Here is an 18734-nt window from a genome sequence, read left to right as displayed (position 1 = left end):
GGATGACGTCGGGACGCCTCGGCGGCCACGATGCCTCATGTCGACCTCGGAGAGGAGGGGGCCATGGTCGCCCCTCTTGACGACGGACGGGCGGGCGCTACTCGGCCGGGCCCGGGGCCCAGCGGGCTCCGCGTCCAGCTCACGGGAGTCCCCGGCGCGTGGGTGGAGGGACGCTGGATCGACTTCAGGGCCGACCGGCGCTTCCTCCTCCTGGCTCGTCTGGCTCTGGCGGACGACTGGGTCGGCCGCGAGCGCCTCGCTGACCTGTTCTGGCAGGAGACCAGCACCGACAAGGCCCTGGTCAACCTGAGGCAGCTCCTCAAGCGCGTGGCGGCGCTCGAGTGGGTCGGCGCCCTCGAGCGGCAGGAGGACCGGCTGCGGTGGACCGTGGCGACTGACGTGAAGGAGATGGAGCGGGCGGCGGCGCGCGGGGACGTCGAGGCGGCCCTCCTCTGCGTCCGCGGGCCGCTGCTCGACGGCATGGACGGCGACGTGTCGCCGCAGGTGGCCACCTGGCTGGCGTGCGAGCGCGAGCGACTGGCGGAGCGCTGCCGGAACCTGAGGCTCGACCTGGCCACGAGGCTGGCCCGCTCCGGGCAGCACTCGCCCGCCGCCGCGCTGCTGGAGGCGATGATGCGCGCCGACGCCTACGACGAGGAGGCGACGTTCGCCTACATGCAGGTCGTCGTCGCTTCGGGGAGGCCGCTCAAGGCGCTGCGCGCCTACCAGCGCTTCAGCCGGCGGCTGAACGAGGACCTCGGCCTGGAGCCGTGCCGCTGCACCAGGCTGCTGGCCGAGGAGATCAGGCGCGAGGGGGCCGCGGCGCGGCCCGGGCCGCCGCCGGTCGGGCGCGCCGCCTTCCCGGCGTAGCCGGCGTACGGACTACGGGCCCGGGGGCAGCCGCGGGAAGTGGAAGCTCCAGCTCGTCTCCAGCCGGCCGTCCAGCGCGTCGGTTGAGCTGGCGAAGCCCGTCAGGAAGCTGCCGCCGCTGCCGTCGGGGACCAGGGCCGGGTGCTCGTCGCCCGTCTGGAACAGCGGCACGGTCTCGTCCGAGGTCCCCCCGAAGCAGCCGTCGTCGGCGGCGTCCACCAGGTAGACGTAGCCGGAGCCGTAGTAGGTGCCGTCCGGCTGCACGACGATGAGGCCCGTCACGTAGGAGCCGGCGTCCGGGTCCGTGTTCGTGACGGTCACGTCAGTGCCCGAGCTCGTGATCGAGCAGGGCGCGATGTACTCGACGTCGTCTGTCCACGTCACCGTTGCCGCCACGAGGTCGAAGCGCGAGGGGTCGTCGCCGCTCTGCTCCCACTCCAGCCCGCTGGCGGTCACGTGCAGCTGCTGCGCGATCCCGTTCACCTCGTTCGAGCGCTCGTAGTCCCAGGTGGTGGTGCCCGTGCAGGCGCTGGCGGGGGCGAAGGGAGCCGCGAGCTCGTCGGTGCAGGCCCCTCCCAGGTGCACGACGACCTCGGAGTTCCCGTCGACCTCGAGCGGCACCTCGACGACCCTCGAGAGCAGTTCGTCGACGACGAAGGCGTAGAACCTGTAGTCGCCGGGCGGCTCGCCCGCCGTGTCCCACACCGAGTCGAACTCCGCCTCGTCCGTCTGGGTCGCCTCGATGATCCGGAACAGGCCGGGCTCGTCGGTGCCCCTGGCGCGGTAGATCTCGACCTTCGAGACGTTGTAGTGGCCGATGTAGCTGAGGTTCGCGGGGTCGAGACTCACGTGCAGGTGCACCTCCTCGCCCGGCGCAGGCGAGGTCGTCGAGGCCGTGAGCTTGCCCGTCGGCGACCTCGACAGCGGCTGCGTCACCGTGAGCTGCGCGGGCTGCACCGCGGCGGCCTTGAGCTTCAGCCACTCGACCAGCTCCATCAGGTCGGTGCCGATGCCGACGTTGGCCACGAGCGAGAGGTCGTAGGCGGACGCGTAGGCGCTGCTCTCCGCCTGGGCCTCCGGCCCGGCCAGGTCGAAGCTCTGCTGTATGCCGGCCTGGGCCTGGACGATGCTGATGGGGTCGAGGCCCACGACCTCGAGGTCGATCCCCGACGCCAGGCCGAAGAAGCCCTGGAGCCCCACCCTGAACCCCGTGGGCGTCACGAGGTCGAGCACCAGCTTGGGGCCCTCGTGGATCGGCTTGAACTCGTCGTGCAGCTTCACGCCGGTCACTTCGTCGTACTCGAAGCCGGCGTCGAGCTCGAGGCCGTCGGTGTCCTCGACGTTCAGCGTGATGCCGGCGAGGGTCAGCGAGCCCTGTGCGCTGAGGACCACCCCGATCGGCACGGAGGGCGTCGCCAGCAGGGAGAGGGCCCCGCCGATGGGGACGTCGATAGTGAAGAGCTTCGCCGTGCAGGTGTAGGTGCCCGTGAACCCCGCCTTGACGCTGAGGCCGCCGGTGACCTTCTGGGTGATCTTCCCGTCGACGTAGAACTCGGTCGGGACGGGGTCGACGATGCCCTCGGAGACGTGGACGTGGTAGCGCAGGGCGTTCTCGAGCGTGGTGTTGAGCCCCGAGACCGTCGCCAGCGTCGACCCGCCCTGGCACTCGATCTCGAGGTCCACGGGGGTCGGGGAGACCGCGTCCGCCTCGCTGATGCCGCGTCCCGCGGGGCGCACCGCGACGGCTCCCGCCAGGTCCCCGACGGGCACGACCGGCGCGGCTGCCAGGTCCACGTCGAGGTCTACGAGCAGCTTGGCGAAGAGGTCCTGGGGCGGCAGCGGCGCGTAGACGACCTCGTAGCCGTCCTGCACCGGCGTCACCGACTCCACGACGCCGCCGATGCCCACCTCCTGGGCGCCGATGATCACGTCGCTCGGCTCGAGGTCGTCGGGCCCGGTGAGGACCACCAGCTGCCTCACCGGGTCGGCGGTGCCGGCCACGTCCGCCGGCGGCGTGACCACCTGGTCGTCGTGGAGGAGTATCGCGCCGCTCACCGGTTCGGCCACGACCACCGTCGTCGGGAACGAGGCCACGCCTCCCGCTGTCGCCGTGACCATGGCGGAGCCGAGCGGGCCGGTGACCGTCAGCTCGCCGTCCGCGCTCACCGCCACGACCGAGGGGTCCGAGCTCTCCCACGTGACGGCGGCCTCCACGGTCGCCCCGGAGGCGTCCAGCACCTCGGCCGTGAGCGTCGCGGTCTCCCCCTCGGAGGTCAGGAGCAGCGCCCCGGGCCTCACCACCACGCGGGCGACTCGCCTGGGGGCGGTGCCGCCGCCGCAGCCTCCCAAGGCGAGCGCGAGCCCGGCCAGGGCCAACAGGGCGAGGGGACGAAGCGGTTCACGGCGTCGCGGTGCGGGCTTCATGCTGGGGCCTCCCCTTCCGGTCCAGAGGACCCGCCACTCGAACACCGGCGAACCGGTCCCGCCGTGACGCTCGTTCCGGCGCTGACAGGGGATCTGAGGTAGCGGCGGCGTCGTTGCCAGGAGAGGCGCGGCCGGCGGCCCGTGCTGTGGCCCGGCCCCGGGCTCGCGCGGAGGCGGCGGTCGCAGGGCCACGGCGGCAGAAAGTGGGACGGCGCCGCCCTAGTCTCGGGCGGCGCCGGCGCGAAGAGGGGCCTCGGCCTCCGGCCGGGGCCCCTGGCGTGGACCACGTCGCGACTCAGGAGTCAACGATGTCGCGACTCATGACACTGGCGGAGAGGGAGGGATTCGAACCCTCGATGGAGGCTTTGTTCCCCCATACTCCCTTAGCAGGGGAGCGCCTTCAGCCGCTCGGCCACCTCTCCTTGCCCTGCCCGTGCCGGCAGCGATCTTGGCGGAGGGTGAGGGATTCGAACCCCCGGACGGGTCGCCCCGTCTACGGTTTTCAAGACCGTCGCCTTCGACCGCTCGGCCAACCCTCCGGTCAACCACCCGGCTGCCGACCGACGGGCTCCACCGCTGCTCACGGCCCTGCCTGCCGAACGGCGAAGCCGAGTATACGCGGCGCCCATGACGACGGTCAACGCGAGCGGACCGGCCCGCCGCGGCGTGCGGCGCGGCGGGAGCGGCCACACCCGCCGCTCGGTGTCTGGGGCCGGGCCGGGCGGCCTTGGCGCGGCGCTCCCGGCGTGGCGCGGTAGGCCGTCGCCTAGCGCTCGCGCTGGCGGCCGTTCCGCGGCAGCCGCTCCGGCGGCTGGTCGGCGGCCCAGCGCACCTGGCTGGCGAGGCCGCGCAGAGCGGAGAGCTCGTGCGCGCTGAGCTCGGCCCTGTCGAAGACGGCCCGGAGCATGCGCATCACGCTGGGGGCGCGCCGAGCGTCGGTGTAGCCGATGCGCAGCAGCACGTCCTCGAGCTGCGCGTAGAAGCGCTCGAGCTGGTCGCGGCTGGCGGGCGCCTCGCCGGTCCTGCCGCCGCGGACCACCGGCCGCGGGCCTCGCGCGTCCGCCGACGGTTCGCCCACGGGCTGGAGCCGCGCCTGCCACGCCTCGTAGGCGACGACGAGCACGGCCTGCGCCAGGTTCAGCGACGAGAACTCGGCGGTGGGGATGACGACCTGGAGCTGGCAGCGCGTGAGCTCCTCGTTCGCCAGGCCGTGGTCCTCCGGCCCGAACAGGACCGCCGTGCCCTCTTCGAGGAGCGGCGCCGCCTCGCGGGGGGCGGCCACGCGGTAGGAGGGCGCCCGCCGCGGCCTGGCGCTGGTGCCCACGGCCAGGCTGACCCCGACGAGCGCCTCGTCGAGGCTGGCGACGACCCTCGCGGTATCGAGGAGGTCCGCGGCGTGGGAGGCGAGCGCGCGGGCGCGCTCGTCGAGGCGGCAGCGCGGGGCGACGAGCCAGAGGTCGTTCAGGCCGAAGTTGCGCATGGCCCGGGCCGCCGCCCCGACGTTGGCCGAGTCCTTGGTCCTGACGAGCACGATGCGCGTCCCGGCCATGGCTGGGAGCTTACCAGCGGCCGTCCTCCGCAGCTCCGCCGCCCGCGCCGGCAGGGTTATGTTCCTCCGAGCGATGCCCACCGTCTTCGACCCCTACCCGCCCGAGCTGGCCGGCTGTCGGCTCTGCCCCCGCCTGGTCGAGCACCGCGAGCGCGTGGCGCGCGAGAAGCGGCGCGCCTACCGCGACGAGGAGTACTGGGGCGCGCCGGTGCCGGGCTTCGGCGACCCGCACGCGCGCCTGCTGATCGTGGGCCTGGCCCCGGGCGCCCACGGCAGCAACCGCACCGGGCGCATGTTCACGGGGGACGCGTCGGGCGACTTCATCTACCCCGCCCTCCACCGCGCCGGTCTGGCGAGCCAGCCGCGCGCGGTATCGAGGCACGACGGCATGAGGCTCGCGGGCGTGTGGATCACGGCGCCCCTGCGCTGCGTCCCCCCAGGCAACAAGCCCCGGCCCGACGAGCTGCGCAACTGCAGCCGCTGGCTCGAGCACGACTTCGCGGGGCTGACGGAGGTGAGGGCGCTGCTGGCCCTGGGCAGGGTCGGGCACGACGCGGTCGTCAGGCTCTACCGCCGGCGCGGCCTCCGCGTGCGCGCGAAGGACGTCCCGTTCGCGCACGGCGCCGTGCACCGCCTCGACCGCATGGACGGCGCCGACGAGGCCAGGGCGGTGCCGCTCGTCGACGCGTACCACGTGAGCTTCCAGAACACGAACACAGGCCGGCTCACGCCGGCCATGTTCGACGAGGCCCTGGCCAAGGCGATGGCCCTGGCCGGGATGGTCCCCGCGCGGCACGACTAGCCGGAGACGCCGACGGTCCCCGCCGCCGGGTCTCCGGACGTCGCTAGCCTCGGCGGCTCAGGCCTGCGCCTGCTGGCGCAGCGAGTTGATCCTCTTGGCGAGGCGGGACTTGCGGCGCGCGGCCGTGTTCTTGTGCAGCGTGTTCGTCTTCGTGGCCTTGTCCACGAGCCCCTGCACGACCTTCTGGTACTTCGCGGCGGCGTCGAAGTCGCCCGACTCGGCGGCGGCGAGCGCCTTCTTCGTGAAGGTGCGGATCGTGCTCTTGCGCGCGCGGTTCGCCAGGCGCTTCTTCTCGTCCTGGCGGTGCCGCTTCATGGCTGACAGGTTGCGAGCCATTCGTTCTCCTTCGTAGCTTCAGGTACCTCGCGGCGCCGCGCACCGGCGGGCGCCTCCCCCAGCGCGTCCCCGCTGGGCACAGAGCCTGCCGATGCTAGCACGCGGGCGCCGGGAGCCTCAACGCCGCGTGAGCGCGCTGGCCAGAGGCCTCGCCGCCGCGGCTCGGCCCGCGGACCCCGTGCTCACTGGCCCCGGCAGCGACGGCCGGCCTAGGGACGCTGCGGCCGGCCGGCTCAGGGCAGCTCCAGGCGCCCCCTCAGGTCGAGGACCTGTTGGGGCGTGAGCCCCTCGTCGCGCGCGGCGGCGACCTCGTCGCTCGTGAACGCCGGCGCGCCGGCGGCCTCGTTGCCCCAGGAGCCGGCGACGTAGGAGAGGACGGCGGCGATCTGCTCGTCGCCCAGGTGGGCCCAGGCGGGCATGACCCCGGCGTACGACTGCCCCTGCACGGCGATGGGCCCCTGCAGCCCGTAGAGCAGGACGCGCACGACGTAGTCGCGGCCGCCCTCGGACCCCAGCAGCTCGCCGAGGTGACCGGCGAGGGGCGGGAACGCGCCGGGGACGCCTCCGCCCTCGGCCTGGTGGCAGGCGGCGCAGTTCTGCTCGTAGACGGCTCGCCCGTCCACGGCCCCGCCGGAAGCGGCCTGCGCCTGCGCGGCGCCGACCTCCGCGACCAGCGGGCTCGGGCCGGGCGACACGCCGTAGCCGTAGGCGGCCAGCAGCGCCATCGCCGCCACAGCACCTCCCAGCAGCCACCCGATGGGCCGGGCGAAGCGGTGGGCCGAGTAGGTCGTCGCGAACGCGAGCGCCACCAGGACCGCGTGCTCGGAGAAGTGCAGCAGCGGCCGCTCCTCGACGTACTCGTAGGTCGTCGGCCACATGACGAACATGATCGCCACCGGCGCCAGGAGCGCCGGGACCAACCAGAGGTCGCGGCGGCCGGGGCCGCCGGCGTCGTCGCGCGGGAGGACGCGAGAGGCCGCGATGCCGATGAGGCCGCCGGCGACGATGAAGAAGAAGTGCTGGAGGTGGTGGTCGGGGACCTCGTGATGGGGGCGGATCACGCCGACGACGATGAGGACCAGCGCGACAGCTGCCAGCGCGATCGTGCTCGCCGAGGACGGCCGCCTCACGACGTCTCCGGCGCGAGGTCGGGCCGCGGAGCCGGCTCCTCCGCGGGCCTACCGGCGCGCCACAGGCGCCAGGCCTCGGCCGCGCTCACCCCGAGGCCGGCGAGGAGGAGGATGGCGCCCACCGAGCCCAGGGCGGCGAGCGCGGGGCCCGGCTCGGGCTCCACGGCGTAGCGCCGCGGCACCCCGGCGGCGCCGGCGACGTAGAAGGACGCCAGCAGCAGGGCGATGCCCCCGAAGACGCTCCCGCCGACCAGCCAGCGGTTGGCGAGCGAGGTGCGCTGCCCGCTGCGGCTCTCGAGCAGCAGGAACGCCCAGCCGAGGGCGAAGAGGAACGAGGCGCCGAGGAGGTAGCCGTGGAAGTGGGCGGGGACCCAGAGCGTGTTGTGGAAGAACAGGTTGTACTCGATGGTCGCGTCGAGCAGCGCGCCCACGCCGCCGAGGATCCAGCCGGCCAGGCCGCCGTAGAGGAAGACGGTGCTGAGCGCCCACCTGACGCCGGAGCCGAGGATCAGCAGCACGCCGCCGTAGACCGTGACGACCGCCACGGGCAGGGCCGAGAGGTACGAGGCCACCTGCCCCAGGTAGTTGAGCGCCGTGGGCTGCGCGAAGTCCATGTACAGGTGGTGGGAGTAGTTGACGACGATGAACGTCATCGTGCCCCACCAGCCGAGCACGAACGCCCGCGAGGTCCTCCACTTCCTGTCGGTGTAGTGGGGCAGCCCGACGTACACGAAGGCGACGAGCATGTAGATGATGATGTTCGCGAACTCGTGCCCGAAGAAGTAGGTGGCGTTCTTCGCCCACAGCGGGTCGAGGCCGACGGCGGGGTCGAGCCACCGCACGACCAGCGGGACGCCGATGAGCATCGACGCGGCCGCCGCCAGCAGTCCGTTGAACGACGTCACCGTGGCCGCGAGCATCTGCGGCGGCGGGGGCTCGCGTCCCGACTCGGAGAAGGCCTCGCGGCGGAACACGAGGTCCCAGGCCAGCGCGCCGCGCAGCCCGCCGAAGCGCCGCAGCAGCGCCGCGAGGACCTGCACGCACCACACGCTCCAGCCGAGGGTGATCAGCACCATCCCGACGAGGAACGCTCCCGTCGACCAGGTGGGCCAGGTCGGGTTGACGAACGGCAGCGGGTAGAGGAACGTCCAGCCGGTCGCGAACCGACCGACGAGCGTCGCCAGCAGCACGAGGACGACGCCGCCGATGACGAGCCCGTAGGCCCAGTAGCCCAGCCGCAGGCTCAGCTCCGCCTCGCGGCTGACGAAGTACCAGATGCCGCCCATGCCGCAGACGATCAGGGCCGCGATCATGCCGGACCCGTGCAGGGTCATGAGCGCGTAGAAGTAGTCGGGCCTGAGGCCCAGCCAGCCCGCCTGGGCCATCCGCATCGCGAGCCCGGCCAGCATGAGCAGTACGACGAGCGAGAGCCCGGTGACGAGGTAGACGACCATGAGGCGGCGTCCGCCGGGGTGCTCACGGGTGACGGTCATGGCTCACCTCACCTCGAAGGTGGCCCGCATGTCGTGGTGGTTGATGCCGCAGTACTCCAGGCAGCGGACCGTGTACCTGCCGCGCTCGGTGAACGTCACCGGCAGCTCGTTGTCGTACTCCGGCATGGCCTGCACCTGGCCGACGAGCCGGCCGCGCGGGTCGTAGATCGCGAAGCCGTGGTTCACGTCGGCGGACGTCACGACGAACACCACGGGCGTGCCGTAGGGCACGACCTCGGGGAGCCCGGCGAAGCTGTACTGGCGCGCCACGACGGGGATCCGCGTCCCGCTGCCCGCGGCGGACGCCGCTCCGCCCCGTGAGTACGGCCCGAAGGGCAGGGTCAGGGCCAAGCCGGCGACGACCGCGGCGACGAGGGCGAGGAACCAGTACCGCCTGACGGCGTAGCCCCGGGGCTGCACGACGCCGTGGTAGTCCTGGCGCGGCCCGGCGGTCGACGCCGCGACGGCCACGAAGACCGCCACGACGACGAGCGCCAGGACGGCGTACACGATCAAGACCCTCTGGGGTGGGCCCATGCTGCCTCCGCCTACGCAGTGACCGGCCGGGGTCGATCGCTGAGAGAAGGGAAGTAGGTGAGTCAGTATGCTCCCCCGCCCTGGATATTCCAAGGATGTGGAGAGGAGAGGAGGATAACGGCGCCGTTAGCCCTCGGTATGGCGGCGCACTCGCGCCATGCGGCCGCCGCGAAGCACCTCTTCCGTACCACGATCTACGGGCGTGCCGACCAGCCCGTCGCCGGTAGCGGCCACGCCCAGCGGCGGCCTCCCCGGCCGGCGGCCGCCGCGCCCGCGGGCGTCTCCCGCGCCCGGGTGAGAGCACCCTCGCGGGCGTCTCGCACGCCCGGTGTCCGCCGCCGCCGCCGCGACAGCCCCTCCGTGGCGTAGACTGAGCCGCTTCCCGCTGGCAAGAGTCCCTCTTCGGCTGGTGGTTGGCTGATGAGAGGACATCTATGACCACAGACTTCGCGAGCTTCGGGCTCGAGGCAAGGGTCCTGGCCGGCGTGAAGGACGCCGGCTACACCAGACCCACGCCGATACAGTCGCAGACGGTGCCGGCGGCCCTGGCGGGCCGCGACGTGCTCGGCCTGGCGCAGACCGGCACGGGCAAGACGGCGGCGTTCGTGCTGCCCATACTCCAGCGCCTCGGCCGCGGCGCCGACAGCGGCAGGCGCCGGGTGCGGGCGCTCGTCGTCGCCCCCACGCGCGAGCTGGCCGAGCAGATCAACGACGAGTTCGCCCGCCTCGGCAGGCACACGGGCGTGAAGAGCGCGACCGTGTACGGCGGCGTGGGCTTCCAGCCGCAGGTCGCCGCCCTGCGCGGCGGGGCCGACGTGATCGTCGCCTGCCCCGGCCGCCTCCTCGACCACGTCGAGCGCGGCAACGCCGACCTGGGGCACGTAGAGGTGCTGGTGCTCGACGAGGCCGACCACATGTTCGACATGGGCTTCCTGCCGAGCGTGAGGCGCATCGTCGGCCTCGTGCCTCGCGGCTCGCAGCGCCTCCTCTTCTCGGCGACGATGCCGGCCGAGGTGCGCCACCTCGCCGACGGCCTGCTGACCGATCCGGTCCGCGTCGAGATCTCGCGCACCGCGCCCGCCGACACGATCGACCACTTCCTCGTCCCCGCCGACGAGGAGCGCAAGACCGACCTCCTGATGCACCTGCTCGACCTGCCCGAGGCCACGTCAGTCCTCGTCTTCACGCGGACGAAGCACCGCGCCAAGCGCCTGGCCGCGAAGCTGAAGCGAGCGGGCTTCGCCGCCGCCGAGATCCAGGGCAACCTGTCGCAGACGCGCCGCCAGGCGGCCCTCGACGGTTTCCGCGACGGCACCTACGAGGTGCTCGTCGCCACCGACATCGCGGCCCGCGGGATCGACGTGGCCGACGTCAGCCACGTCATCAACTACGACTTCCCCGACACCGCCGAGGCGTACACGCACCGCATCGGGCGCACCGGGCGCGCCGAGCGCACGGGCATCGCCCTCACGTTCGTGACGCCGAACGACTTCGCGAACGTGCTCGACCTCGAGCGCGTGCTCGGCCGCCGCGTCGAGAGGCGCCGTGTCGACGGCTTCGTGCCCGGGCACGCGGAGCAGCTCGACGACCTGGGGCCCGGGCGGGGGCGCCAGGCGGGCGGTGTGCGAGAGCGCGGTGCGAGACGGACCGGCGGACCACGCCCACGCGACGGCGCGAGCACGGGTCGCGCGAGCACGGGTGGCGCGAGCACGGGTGGCGCGAGCACGGGTCGCGCGAGCAGCGGCGGCGACCCCGCCGGACCGCCGCGCCAGGGCCGGTCACGCCGGCGACGCCGCCGGTCCCGCGGGCGCCGCGCCACCGCGACGGCGGACTAGTCGACAGCGGCCCCGGCCGAGGGGCTCCGGGCGCGAGCCGTCCTGGTCGCGGCCGCCACCCATGGCGCTGTGAGCGCGGTGGGCGCACCATCGAACCGTGCGCGCGAACGCCCATCAGGCCGGCGTGCTCACCTTCGTCAGGCGCGCCGGCGGGCACGGCGTCGTCGAGGCCACGGCCGGCAGCGGCAAGACCACGACGCTGGTGATGGTCGCCGAGGCGCTCGTCGCGGAGCTCGGGGTGCCGCCCGAGCGCGTGGCGTTCCTGGCCTTCAACCGCTCGGCGGCGGCCGAGCTGAGGCGGCGGCTGCCCGAGGGGGTCGAGGCGCTGACGCTCCACGCCCTCGGCCGGCGCGTGCTGCTGGGAGCGGGCGTGGCGGTGCGTCTGGCGGAGGACAAGTACGAGCGCCTGGCGGCCGGCCTGCCCGGGGCGCCGCCGCAGGCGCGGACGGCGCTGGCCGACCTGGCGCGCCTCGCGCGGCTCGGCCTGGCCCCGCTGGAGACCGGCGCCGAGGTGGAAGACCTGGCCGGGCGCTACGGGGTCGAGCTGCCGGTGCCTAGCGGGGAGGCGCGGGAGCTGCTCGCGCTGCTGCTCGAGCGCGGCGCCGCGGCGCCCGAGCACGACCACACCGACCTCCTCTACCTGCCCGTGAGCCGCGGCCTGCGGCCTCCGCCCTACGCCTTCGTGTGCGTGGACGAGGCCCAGGACCTGAGCCGCCTGGCGCTGGCGTTCGTCGAGGGCCTGATCGCGGCCGGCGCCCGGGCGCTGTTCGTGGGCGACAGGCACCAGGCGATCTACGCCTTCGCCGGTGCCGACGCGCGCTCGCTGGACATGATCGCGCGGCGCACGGCGGCGACGCGCCTGCCCCTCTCCGTCAGCTTCAGGTGCCCCAGGCGCCACGTCGTGCTGGCACGGCGCTTCTCTCCGGCGATGCTGCCGACGCCCGGGGCGCCGGCGGGCGCCGTGCGCCTCGGCCACCTGGCCCGCCTGCCGAGCGAGGCCCGGCCCGGCGACCTCGTCCTCAGCCGCACCAACGGCCCGCTCCTCGACCTGGCCCTGGCCCTCGCCGACGCCGGGCGGCCCGCCGTCGTGCTCGGCGACGAGCTGCTGCCGGGAGCGGAAGCGCTCGCGCGGGACCTCGCCGACGCCGGACGCCTCGACAGGGCCTCGCTCGCCGAGGCGCAGGAAGCCGAGCGCAGGCGCCTCGAGGCCGAGCACGTCACGAGCCTCGCGCTGCCGCACCTGCTGGAGGCCAGCCGGCAGCGTCACGCCGCGGTGGCGCTGGCCCTGGCGGCGGCGGGGTCGGGCGAGGCGGAGGCAGTCACCGCGGCGCTGCGGCGGCTCTTCCCGGCCGGCGAGCCGGCGGCCGGGCACGTGCTCCTCGCCACGGTGCACAAGGCCAAGGGGCGCGAGGCCGACCGCGTCTTCCTCCTCGCCCCGGAGGAGCTGGGGATCGGCGCCGACGCGAGCCACGCGCCGCCCGACCCGGGAGACGCTGGGGCGGGCGCGCCGGGGAGCGCCCCCCGCGCGGCCGAGGACGACGCCGCCGAGGCCAACGTGCTCTTCGTCGCCCTCACGCGCGCGAGGCGCGAGCTCGTGCTGGTCGAGAGGAGCCCCGGGGCGCTGGCGGCGCGCCTGCGGGCGCACCGACGCGGCGGGGCGCCCGGCTGGCTGGCGCGCAGCTGGGACGACGTGCTCCGGCTCGCGCTCCTCATGAGCCGGGAGGCCCCTGAGCCGGACATATCATCGCGGCATGCCGAGGCACGGAGAGTTCAAGACGCCGGGCGGCAAGCTCGTGGTGGCGGACGTGGAGGTCGAGGGCGGCCGGATCGCGTCCGCAGAGGTGACGGGCGACTTCTTCCTCGAGCCGGACACGGCCCTGGCGGACCTGACGGCGGCCCTGGTGGGGGCGCCGGCTGACGCGAGCGAGGAGGAGCTGACCGCCCGCATGGACGCGGGCCTGCCCGAGGGCGCGCAGCTCATAGGCTTCACGACGTCCGCCGTCGCGACGGCGGTGCGCCGGGCCATCGACGAGGACACCCCCCGGGAGCGCGCATGACGGGCTCGCGTTTCCCCGAGGCGATGCTCGCCCGCTGGCGCGAGCACGACTGGCTGTACATCCACGACGAGCCCACCGCGCCCCGCCTGCAGATGGCCATCGACGAGGTCCTCACGCTGGAGGTGGGGGCCGGCCGCCGCAAGCCGACGCTGCGCATCTGGGAGTGGTCGGGCAACGCCGTGATCCTCGGGCGCTTCCAGTCGGTGCGCAACGAGGTAGACATGGAGGGCGCCAGGCGCCACGACGTCACCGTCTGCCGGCGCATCACCGGCGGCGGCGCGATGTTCGTCGAGCCCCAGAACACGATCACCTACTCGATCTACGCGCCGGAGAGCCTGGTCAAGGGGCTCTCGTTCGTCGACTCCTACGCGTTCATGGACGCCTGGGTCCTCGAGGCGCTGCGCGGCCTGGGCGTGAACGCCGTGTACAAGCCCATCAACGACATCTCGTCGGACCAGGGCAAGATCGGCGGCGCCGCCCAGACGCGGCGCGCCGGCGCGGTCCTGCACCACGTGACGATGGCGTACGACATCGACGCGGCGAAGATGCTCGAGGTCCTGCGCATCGGCCGCGAGAAGCTGTCGGACAAGGGCTCGGTGAGCGCGAACAAGCGCGTCACCCCGCTCAGGCAGCAGACGGAGCTGCCGCGCGAGACGATCGTCGACAGCCTGGCCGCCACGTTCGAGGCGAAGTACGGCCTCACGCCCTCGACGCTCACGGACGGCGAGCTGGAGGCGGCGGAGAGGCTCAGGCGCGAGAAGTTCGACTCGGACGAGTGGCTCTACCTCCTGCCCTAGGCCGCCCGCGGGCGCCGGCCCGCGGGCGCGGCGGCCGGTCACGTCGGCGCGGGCCGGCACGAGCGAGGCGGCGCGGTCCGCGACGAACGAGCCGCGCCGCCGCGGCCGCGCTCAGCGCAGCGGCAGCCGCCAGGTCGTCCAGCGCACGCCGCCCCTCAGCTCGGTGGTGCCGACCGCCACGCCCGTCCTGTCGGCGAGCGTCTCCAGCGTCTCGGTGACGAGGTCGGCGAGGGTCACGAGGTCGTCGTAGGTGGGCAGGTCGCCGGGCTCGGCTCCCGACGCGCCGTCCATGCCGTCGCCGTCGCCGTCCCGGCCGTACGCCTCCGCCGCGCCTCGGGCGGCCAGCCAGCCGGCCGTGGCGAGGGGTCCCGCGGCCAGGTCGGAGACGCGCGCCAGGCCGCGCAGGAACGCGGGCGTGTCGGTGAGGCGGTAGCCCACCACGTCGCCGTCCAGGCCGAGGCTCTCGTAGGTGCGCCAGGCGACGCCGGCGGCCGAGGGCGAGCCGAGGTAGGTGTCGACCGCGGCGTGGAGACTCGCCGCGGGCCAGCCCAGCACGAGGTGACCGCCGAACACGGCCACGCCGAGGTCGAGGGTCGGGCCGGAGCGCAGGCGCAGGTAGTCGACGCCGCGGTAGGAGCGCTCCCTGACCGCCACGGCGCCCTCGAGGCACAGGCCTCCGTCGGCGCCGGCCTCCACCACGATCTCCTCGCCGGCCGCCGCTAGGCTCGCCAGCGTGTCCAGCCACAGCTCCACGCCGCGCCGCGCCTCGTCCTCCGAGGTCACCGGCACCGTTACCACGGCGGGCAGCCCCTGCAGCCAGGGGCGGGCGTCGGTCGCCAGCACGTCGAGCCACGCGGCGCTCCACGAGTCGCCGACCCAGTCGAGCAGGAGGTCGCCGAGGTCGACGCCGAGGAGCCCCTCCAGAGAGCCGGGGGCGGCGTCGCCGACGAGGCCAGCCTCCCTGGCGTCGGCGAGCCAGGAGTCGACCCAGGCGACGAGCGCGGACGCCGAGAACACGCCGCCCCTCAGCCCCACCGCGTCGCGGGGCAGCAGCTCGGGCCCGGACAGCTCGCAGCCCCGGCACGCGAGCAGGGCGAGCAGCTCGTCCTCGCCGGCCTCCGCGGCCAAGCGGGAGTCGAACGCGCTGACCGACTCGACGACGAGCCCGCCGGCGTCGACGCTGACGTGCCAGGCGAAGCCGCCGAGGGCCCGGAGCGTGGTCACGAAGCGGTCGAGGAGCGGTCCGGCCTCGGGCGCCTCGCCGAGGATCCCGCGGTAGAGCTCCACGGCGTCGGCCGCGGCCGCCAGGTTCAACGTCGCGCCGAGGCCCCGCGCCGTGAGCGACGTGGACAGGGCACCGAGCCGCGTGTCGGCGAAGCCGGGCTCGCGCGAGCCCTGCGCGCGCCTCAGCGCGCCCCGCGCGAGCTCCGGGTCCGTGGAGGCCACGAGGAAGCCGTCCGACTCGGCCACCACGAAGGGCAGCTCCGCGCCGTCGGCGAGGAGGTACAGCTCGGCGTCCCCCTCGCGTCCCAGGCTGGTGCCGTCCAGGCAGTTCGCGGCCGCGACGACCAGCCGGGCGGCCACGTCATGCTCTTCCGGTCGGGTCACCGCGACGACGTCCGGCACCGGGTCGAAGCGCGACAGGCTGACGCCCAGCACGGTGGGCCCGAAGGAGTCGGCAGCCGCCTCGAGGGCGGCGGCCAGGTCTGGGCAGGTGACGGCCAGCTCCTCGAGCGGGTCTACGGGCAGCTCGGCGTCGTGCAGCTCGCCACCGACCGCCTCCTCGAACAGCGCCGCCAGGCTCCGCGCGGACGCGGCCGCCCTCTCGAGGTCGAGGTCGTCCACGAGGGACCCGAGCGTCGAGGTGTCGACGCCCTCGGGCGAGAGGTGCAGAGCCAGCACCGTCGTCTCGGGCAGGAGCGACGCGACCGTCGTCTGGGCCAGGACGGCCGCGGGAGCGAGGAGCGCCGCCGCGGCGGCGAGCGGGAGCGTGAGGCGCTTGGGCATGTCGCCAACGCTAGCGCCTCGGGCGGTCCGCGCGCCAACGCACCTTTCGCGGGGCGACGACGCGGGTCCCGGGAGACGGGGCGGCGCGCCCCCCGCGGGCGATAATGCCGCCGGAGCCATGTTCCCCGCCGACCCGATAGTCCGCGTCAGCGGTCTCACCAAGCGCTTCTCGCCCCACGCGCCGGCCGCGGTCGACGGCCTGGACCTCGAGGTCGCGCGCGGCGAGGTGCTGTGCCTGCTGGGGCCGTCGGGCTGCGGCAAGACCACGCTGCTGCGCCTCATCGCCGGCTTCGAGCGACCCGACGCCGGCTGCGTCGAGGTGGCGGGCGAGGTCGTCGCCTCCGACCGCGTGATGGTGCGGCCGGAGCACAGGCGCATCGGCTTCGTGTTCCAGGACTTCGCGCTCTTCCCGCACCTGACCGTGCTCGACAACGTGGCGTTCGGCCTGCGCGGCTCGCGCGAGGAGAAGCGTCGGCGGGCGGCCGAGGTCCTCGCCCTCGTGGGCCTGACGGTGTTCGACTCCCGCTACCCGCACCAGCTCTCTGGCGGCCAGCAGCAGCGCGTCGCGCTGGCGCGCGCCCTGGCGCCGCGGCCCCACATCCTGCTGCTCGACGAGCCGTTCAGCAACCTCGACGCCTCGCTGCGCGGCAGCACCCGTGACGAGGTGCGGGCGATCCTCGTGCGCAGCGGCATCACCGCCGTCATGGTCACGCACGACCAGGAGGAGGCGCTGTCGTTCGGCGACCGCGTGGCCGTGATGCGCGACGGCAAGGTGCAGCAGGTGGGCACGCCGGAGGAGGTCTACTTCCACCCCAGCACGGCGTTCGTGGCGAGCTTCCTCGGCCGCACGAACCTGCTGCGGGGCCTGGCCGAGGGCCGCACGGCGCGCACGCCCATCGGGCCAGTGCCCCTGGCGGGGGCGGCGGAGGGGCGCGTGATCATCTCGCTGCGGCCCGACCACCTCGAGCTCGTGCCCGTCTCCCGCGCTCCCGACGGCGCCGCGACGCGCGGTCCGGAGGACGCTCCCGCGGCCGTCAGGGCGACCGTGGTGCGGCGCGAGTTCAAGGGCCACGTCGTCACCTACGAGGCCGTGGTGAGGCCCGCGCACGCCGGGGAGGGCGCGCCCGGCGGCGCCTCGGAGGAGCGCCTCGTCGTCTTCGCCTCTCCGGAGAGCCGTCTGGGCGTCGGCGACGAGGCGTGGGTGCGCGTCACGGGCGACGGGGTCACGCTGCACAGCGGCGCCTCGGCGGGGGACTGAGGGCGGCGGACCCGGGCGGGCCAGGCGAGAGCGGGAGCCTCTACCTCAGCGGCCGGCGGGCGCGGCGGGACATGGCGGTGACCCTCAGGCCTCGCGCCGGCCCTCGTAGGTGATGAGGAGACCGACGAACAGCGACGAGAACAGCACGATCGCGAGGGCGAAGGGCGCGGCGGCGGCCATCATCGCCTCGTTCGTCAGCCCGAAGACGCGCACGGCGAGGTTGCGGTAGCCGCTAGGCGCGAGGAGGTAGGTCATCGGCAGCTCCTTCATCACGGCCATGAGCGCCAGCGCGCCGCCGGCGAGGACGTTCCTGTGGATCGAGGGCAGGACGACCTGCACGAAGGCCATGAACCGCCCGCGGCCGAGGGAGCGCGCCGTCTCCTCGAGCCGGGGGCTCACCTGGAGCAGCCCGCTGCGGACGGGGCCTATCGCCAGCGCCAGGTAGCTGATCAGGTAGGCGAAGACGAGGAGCGGGAAGGTCTGGTACGCGCCCGGGGCGTAGCGGATCGCGAACATGACGAGCGCGAGCGCCAGCGCCACGGACGGCACCGCGTAGCCGAGGTAGACGAGCCGCTCGAGGAGCCGGCCGCCGATCCAGCGCGAGCGCAGCGCGGCCACGGCCACCGGCACCGCCAGCACGGCGATCAGCACCGCGGCGGGCACCGCCAGCGCCGCCGTGCCGAGGAACGTCGCGGCGACGTCGCGCAGCGCCTCCGCGCCGGGCGGGACCAGGGCCATCCAGCCGCCGAGCGTGAGGAGCGGGAGGCCCAGCGCCGCGCCGAGGGCGACGGCCACGAAGAGGTAGGCGGCGGGCGCCCAGCGGCCCAGGCGCTCGGGCGCGGCGCGGCGGCTCACGCCCTTGCCGACGCGGGCGTAGCGCCTCTGCCCCAGCAGCCTCAGCTCGAGGGCCACCAGCGCCGTCGTGATCACGAGGAGCATCAGCGACAGCAGCGCGGCGTTGCTCCGGTCGAACGCCGCGGCGTACTGCGTGTAGATCGCGAAGCTGAAGGTCTCGAAGCGCATCAGGGCCACGGCGCCGAAGTCGCCGAGGACGTAGAGCGCCACGACGAGCCAGCCGGCGAGCAGGGCGGGGCGGAGCTGCGGCAGCACCACGCGCCACGCCACCTGGGCGGGCCGCAGCCCCAGGCAGCGCGCGCTCTCCTCGAGGCAGGTGTCGAGGCCGAGGAGCGCGCTGCGCACGTTGAGGAAGATGTAGGGGAACGTGTAGAGGGTCAGCGCCGCCGCCGCGCCCCACAGGCCGCTGGGGCGGGGCACGAGCACGTCGAAGAGGCGCATCATCACGCCCTGGTAGCCGCCGAGGCCGAGGAGCGCGTAGGCCATCACGTAGCCGGGCACGGCCAGGGGCGTCACCGCCAGCCACGTCACGAGCCCGCGCCCGCGCATGTCGGTGCGGGTCACGAGCCAGGCGAGCGGCACCGCGATCAGCGTGCCGCCCGTCAGCACCAGGCCGGCCAGGGCCGCGGTGTTGCCCAGCAGCCGCAGGTTCCGGCTGCGCGTCGCCAGCTCGACGAACGTGGGGACGTCGAGCTCCAGCGCCCGCACCACGAGGTAGACGAGCGGCAGCAGCGTCGCCGTCCCGACCAGCACGGCCGGGACGACGACGTACCAGGGCGAGCGC

14 protein-coding genes and 2 tRNA genes are annotated in these 18734 nt (G+C 74.4%); 6 read left to right on the top strand and 10 right to left on the bottom strand.

Going from position 1 to position 18734, the window contains the following annotated elements; translation table 11 throughout:
- The first annotated feature begins 63 nt into the window (after positions 1–63).
- Positions 64–870, top strand: a complete 807-nt coding sequence (locus VF202_06615) for a BTAD domain-containing putative transcriptional regulator (GenBank protein HEX7039762.1) — start codon at positions 64–66, stop codon at positions 868–870.
- Positions 871–882: 12 nt separating this feature from the next.
- Here VF202_06615 and VF202_06610 read toward each other — a convergent pair whose 3' ends face one another.
- The 4 genes from VF202_06610 to VF202_06595 form a co-directional block, all read right to left on the bottom strand.
- The gene (locus VF202_06610; GenBank protein ID HEX7039761.1) at positions 883–3294 is read right to left on the bottom strand and encodes an Ig-like domain-containing protein; all 2412 of its coding nucleotides are present in this window, start codon (positions 3292–3294) and stop codon (positions 883–885) included.
- Between the two features lie 327 nt (positions 3295–3621).
- Positions 3622–3716: transfer RNA gene (locus VF202_06605), tRNA-Ser, on the bottom strand.
- 27 nt (positions 3717–3743) lie between these two features.
- Positions 3744–3833: transfer RNA gene (locus VF202_06600), tRNA-Ser, on the bottom strand.
- 227 nt (positions 3834–4060) lie between these two features.
- Positions 4061–4843: an RNA methyltransferase gene (locus VF202_06595; protein HEX7039760.1), complete on the bottom strand. Its 783-nt coding sequence runs from the start codon at positions 4841–4843 to the stop codon at positions 4061–4063.
- 73 nt (positions 4844–4916) lie between these two features.
- Between VF202_06595 and VF202_06590 the strand changes: the two genes are divergently transcribed.
- Positions 4917–5645 (top strand): uracil-DNA glycosylase, encoded by a 729-nt coding sequence (locus VF202_06590; GenBank protein ID HEX7039759.1) that lies wholly within the window; start codon positions 4917–4919, stop codon positions 5643–5645.
- A 57-nt stretch (positions 5646–5702) separates the two neighbouring features.
- Here the strand turns inward: VF202_06590 and rpsT are convergent, their stop codons facing one another.
- The 4 genes from rpsT to VF202_06570 form a co-directional block, all read right to left on the bottom strand.
- The gene (rpsT, locus tag VF202_06585; protein HEX7039758.1) at positions 5703–5981 is read right to left on the bottom strand and encodes a 30S ribosomal protein S20; all 279 of its coding nucleotides are present in this window, start codon (positions 5979–5981) and stop codon (positions 5703–5705) included.
- Between the two features lie 233 nt (positions 5982–6214).
- Entirely contained in the window at positions 6215–7111 is an 897-nt protein-coding gene (locus VF202_06580; protein ID HEX7039757.1) for a cytochrome c, read from the bottom strand.
- Positions 7108–8604 (bottom strand): cbb3-type cytochrome c oxidase subunit I, encoded by a 1497-nt coding sequence (locus tag VF202_06575; protein HEX7039756.1) that lies wholly within the window; start codon positions 8602–8604, stop codon positions 7108–7110. Before VF202_06575 ends, VF202_06580 begins: the two co-directional genes overlap by 4 nt.
- 3 nt (positions 8605–8607) lie before the next feature.
- Entirely contained in the window at positions 8608–9141 is a 534-nt protein-coding gene (locus VF202_06570; GenBank protein ID HEX7039755.1) for a hypothetical protein, read from the bottom strand.
- A gap of 434 nt (positions 9142–9575) precedes the next feature.
- Here VF202_06570 and VF202_06565 point away from each other — a divergent pair, with 434 nt between their 5' ends.
- From VF202_06565 to VF202_06555, 3 genes are all read left to right on the top strand, one after another.
- On the top strand, positions 9576–10976 hold the full coding sequence (locus VF202_06565) for a DEAD/DEAH box helicase (GenBank protein ID HEX7039754.1): 1401 nt from the start codon (positions 9576–9578) through the stop codon (positions 10974–10976).
- 97 nt (positions 10977–11073) lie between these two features.
- Positions 11074–12894 carry a UvrD-helicase domain-containing protein gene (locus tag VF202_06560; protein ID HEX7039753.1) on the top strand — a complete coding sequence of 607 codons (1821 nt, stop codon included), beginning with the start codon at positions 11074–11076 and terminating at the stop codon, positions 12892–12894.
- A gap of 135 nt (positions 12895–13029) precedes the next feature.
- On the top strand, positions 13030–13830 hold the full coding sequence (locus tag VF202_06555) for a biotin/lipoate A/B protein ligase family protein (protein ID HEX7039752.1): 801 nt from the start codon (positions 13030–13032) through the stop codon (positions 13828–13830).
- 111 nt (positions 13831–13941) lie between these two features.
- On the opposite strand, the gene VF202_06550 is transcribed toward VF202_06555, so the two are convergent.
- The gene (locus VF202_06550) at positions 13942–15837 is read right to left on the bottom strand and encodes a hypothetical protein (protein ID HEX7039751.1); all 1896 of its coding nucleotides are present in this window, start codon (positions 15835–15837) and stop codon (positions 13942–13944) included.
- Positions 15838–15955: 118 nt separating this feature from the next.
- Between VF202_06550 and VF202_06545 the strand changes: the two genes are divergently transcribed.
- Complete coding sequence (locus VF202_06545; GenBank protein ID HEX7039750.1) at positions 15956–17095, top strand: ABC transporter ATP-binding protein; 1140 nt, start codon at positions 15956–15958, stop codon at positions 17093–17095.
- An 84-nt stretch (positions 17096–17179) separates the two neighbouring features.
- On the opposite strand, the gene VF202_06540 is transcribed toward VF202_06545, so the two are convergent.
- Positions 17180–18703, bottom strand: a complete 1524-nt coding sequence (locus tag VF202_06540; protein HEX7039749.1) for an iron ABC transporter permease — start codon at positions 18701–18703, stop codon at positions 17180–17182.
- Positions 18704–18734: the final 31 nt, after the last annotated feature.

It is taken from the genome of Trueperaceae bacterium (assembly GCA_036381035.1).
GTDB lineage: Bacteria > Deinococcota > Deinococci > Deinococcales > Trueperaceae > DASRWD01.
The sequence above is the reverse complement of the archived record's forward strand: the minus strand, read 5'-3'. Positions and strand labels throughout refer to the sequence as shown.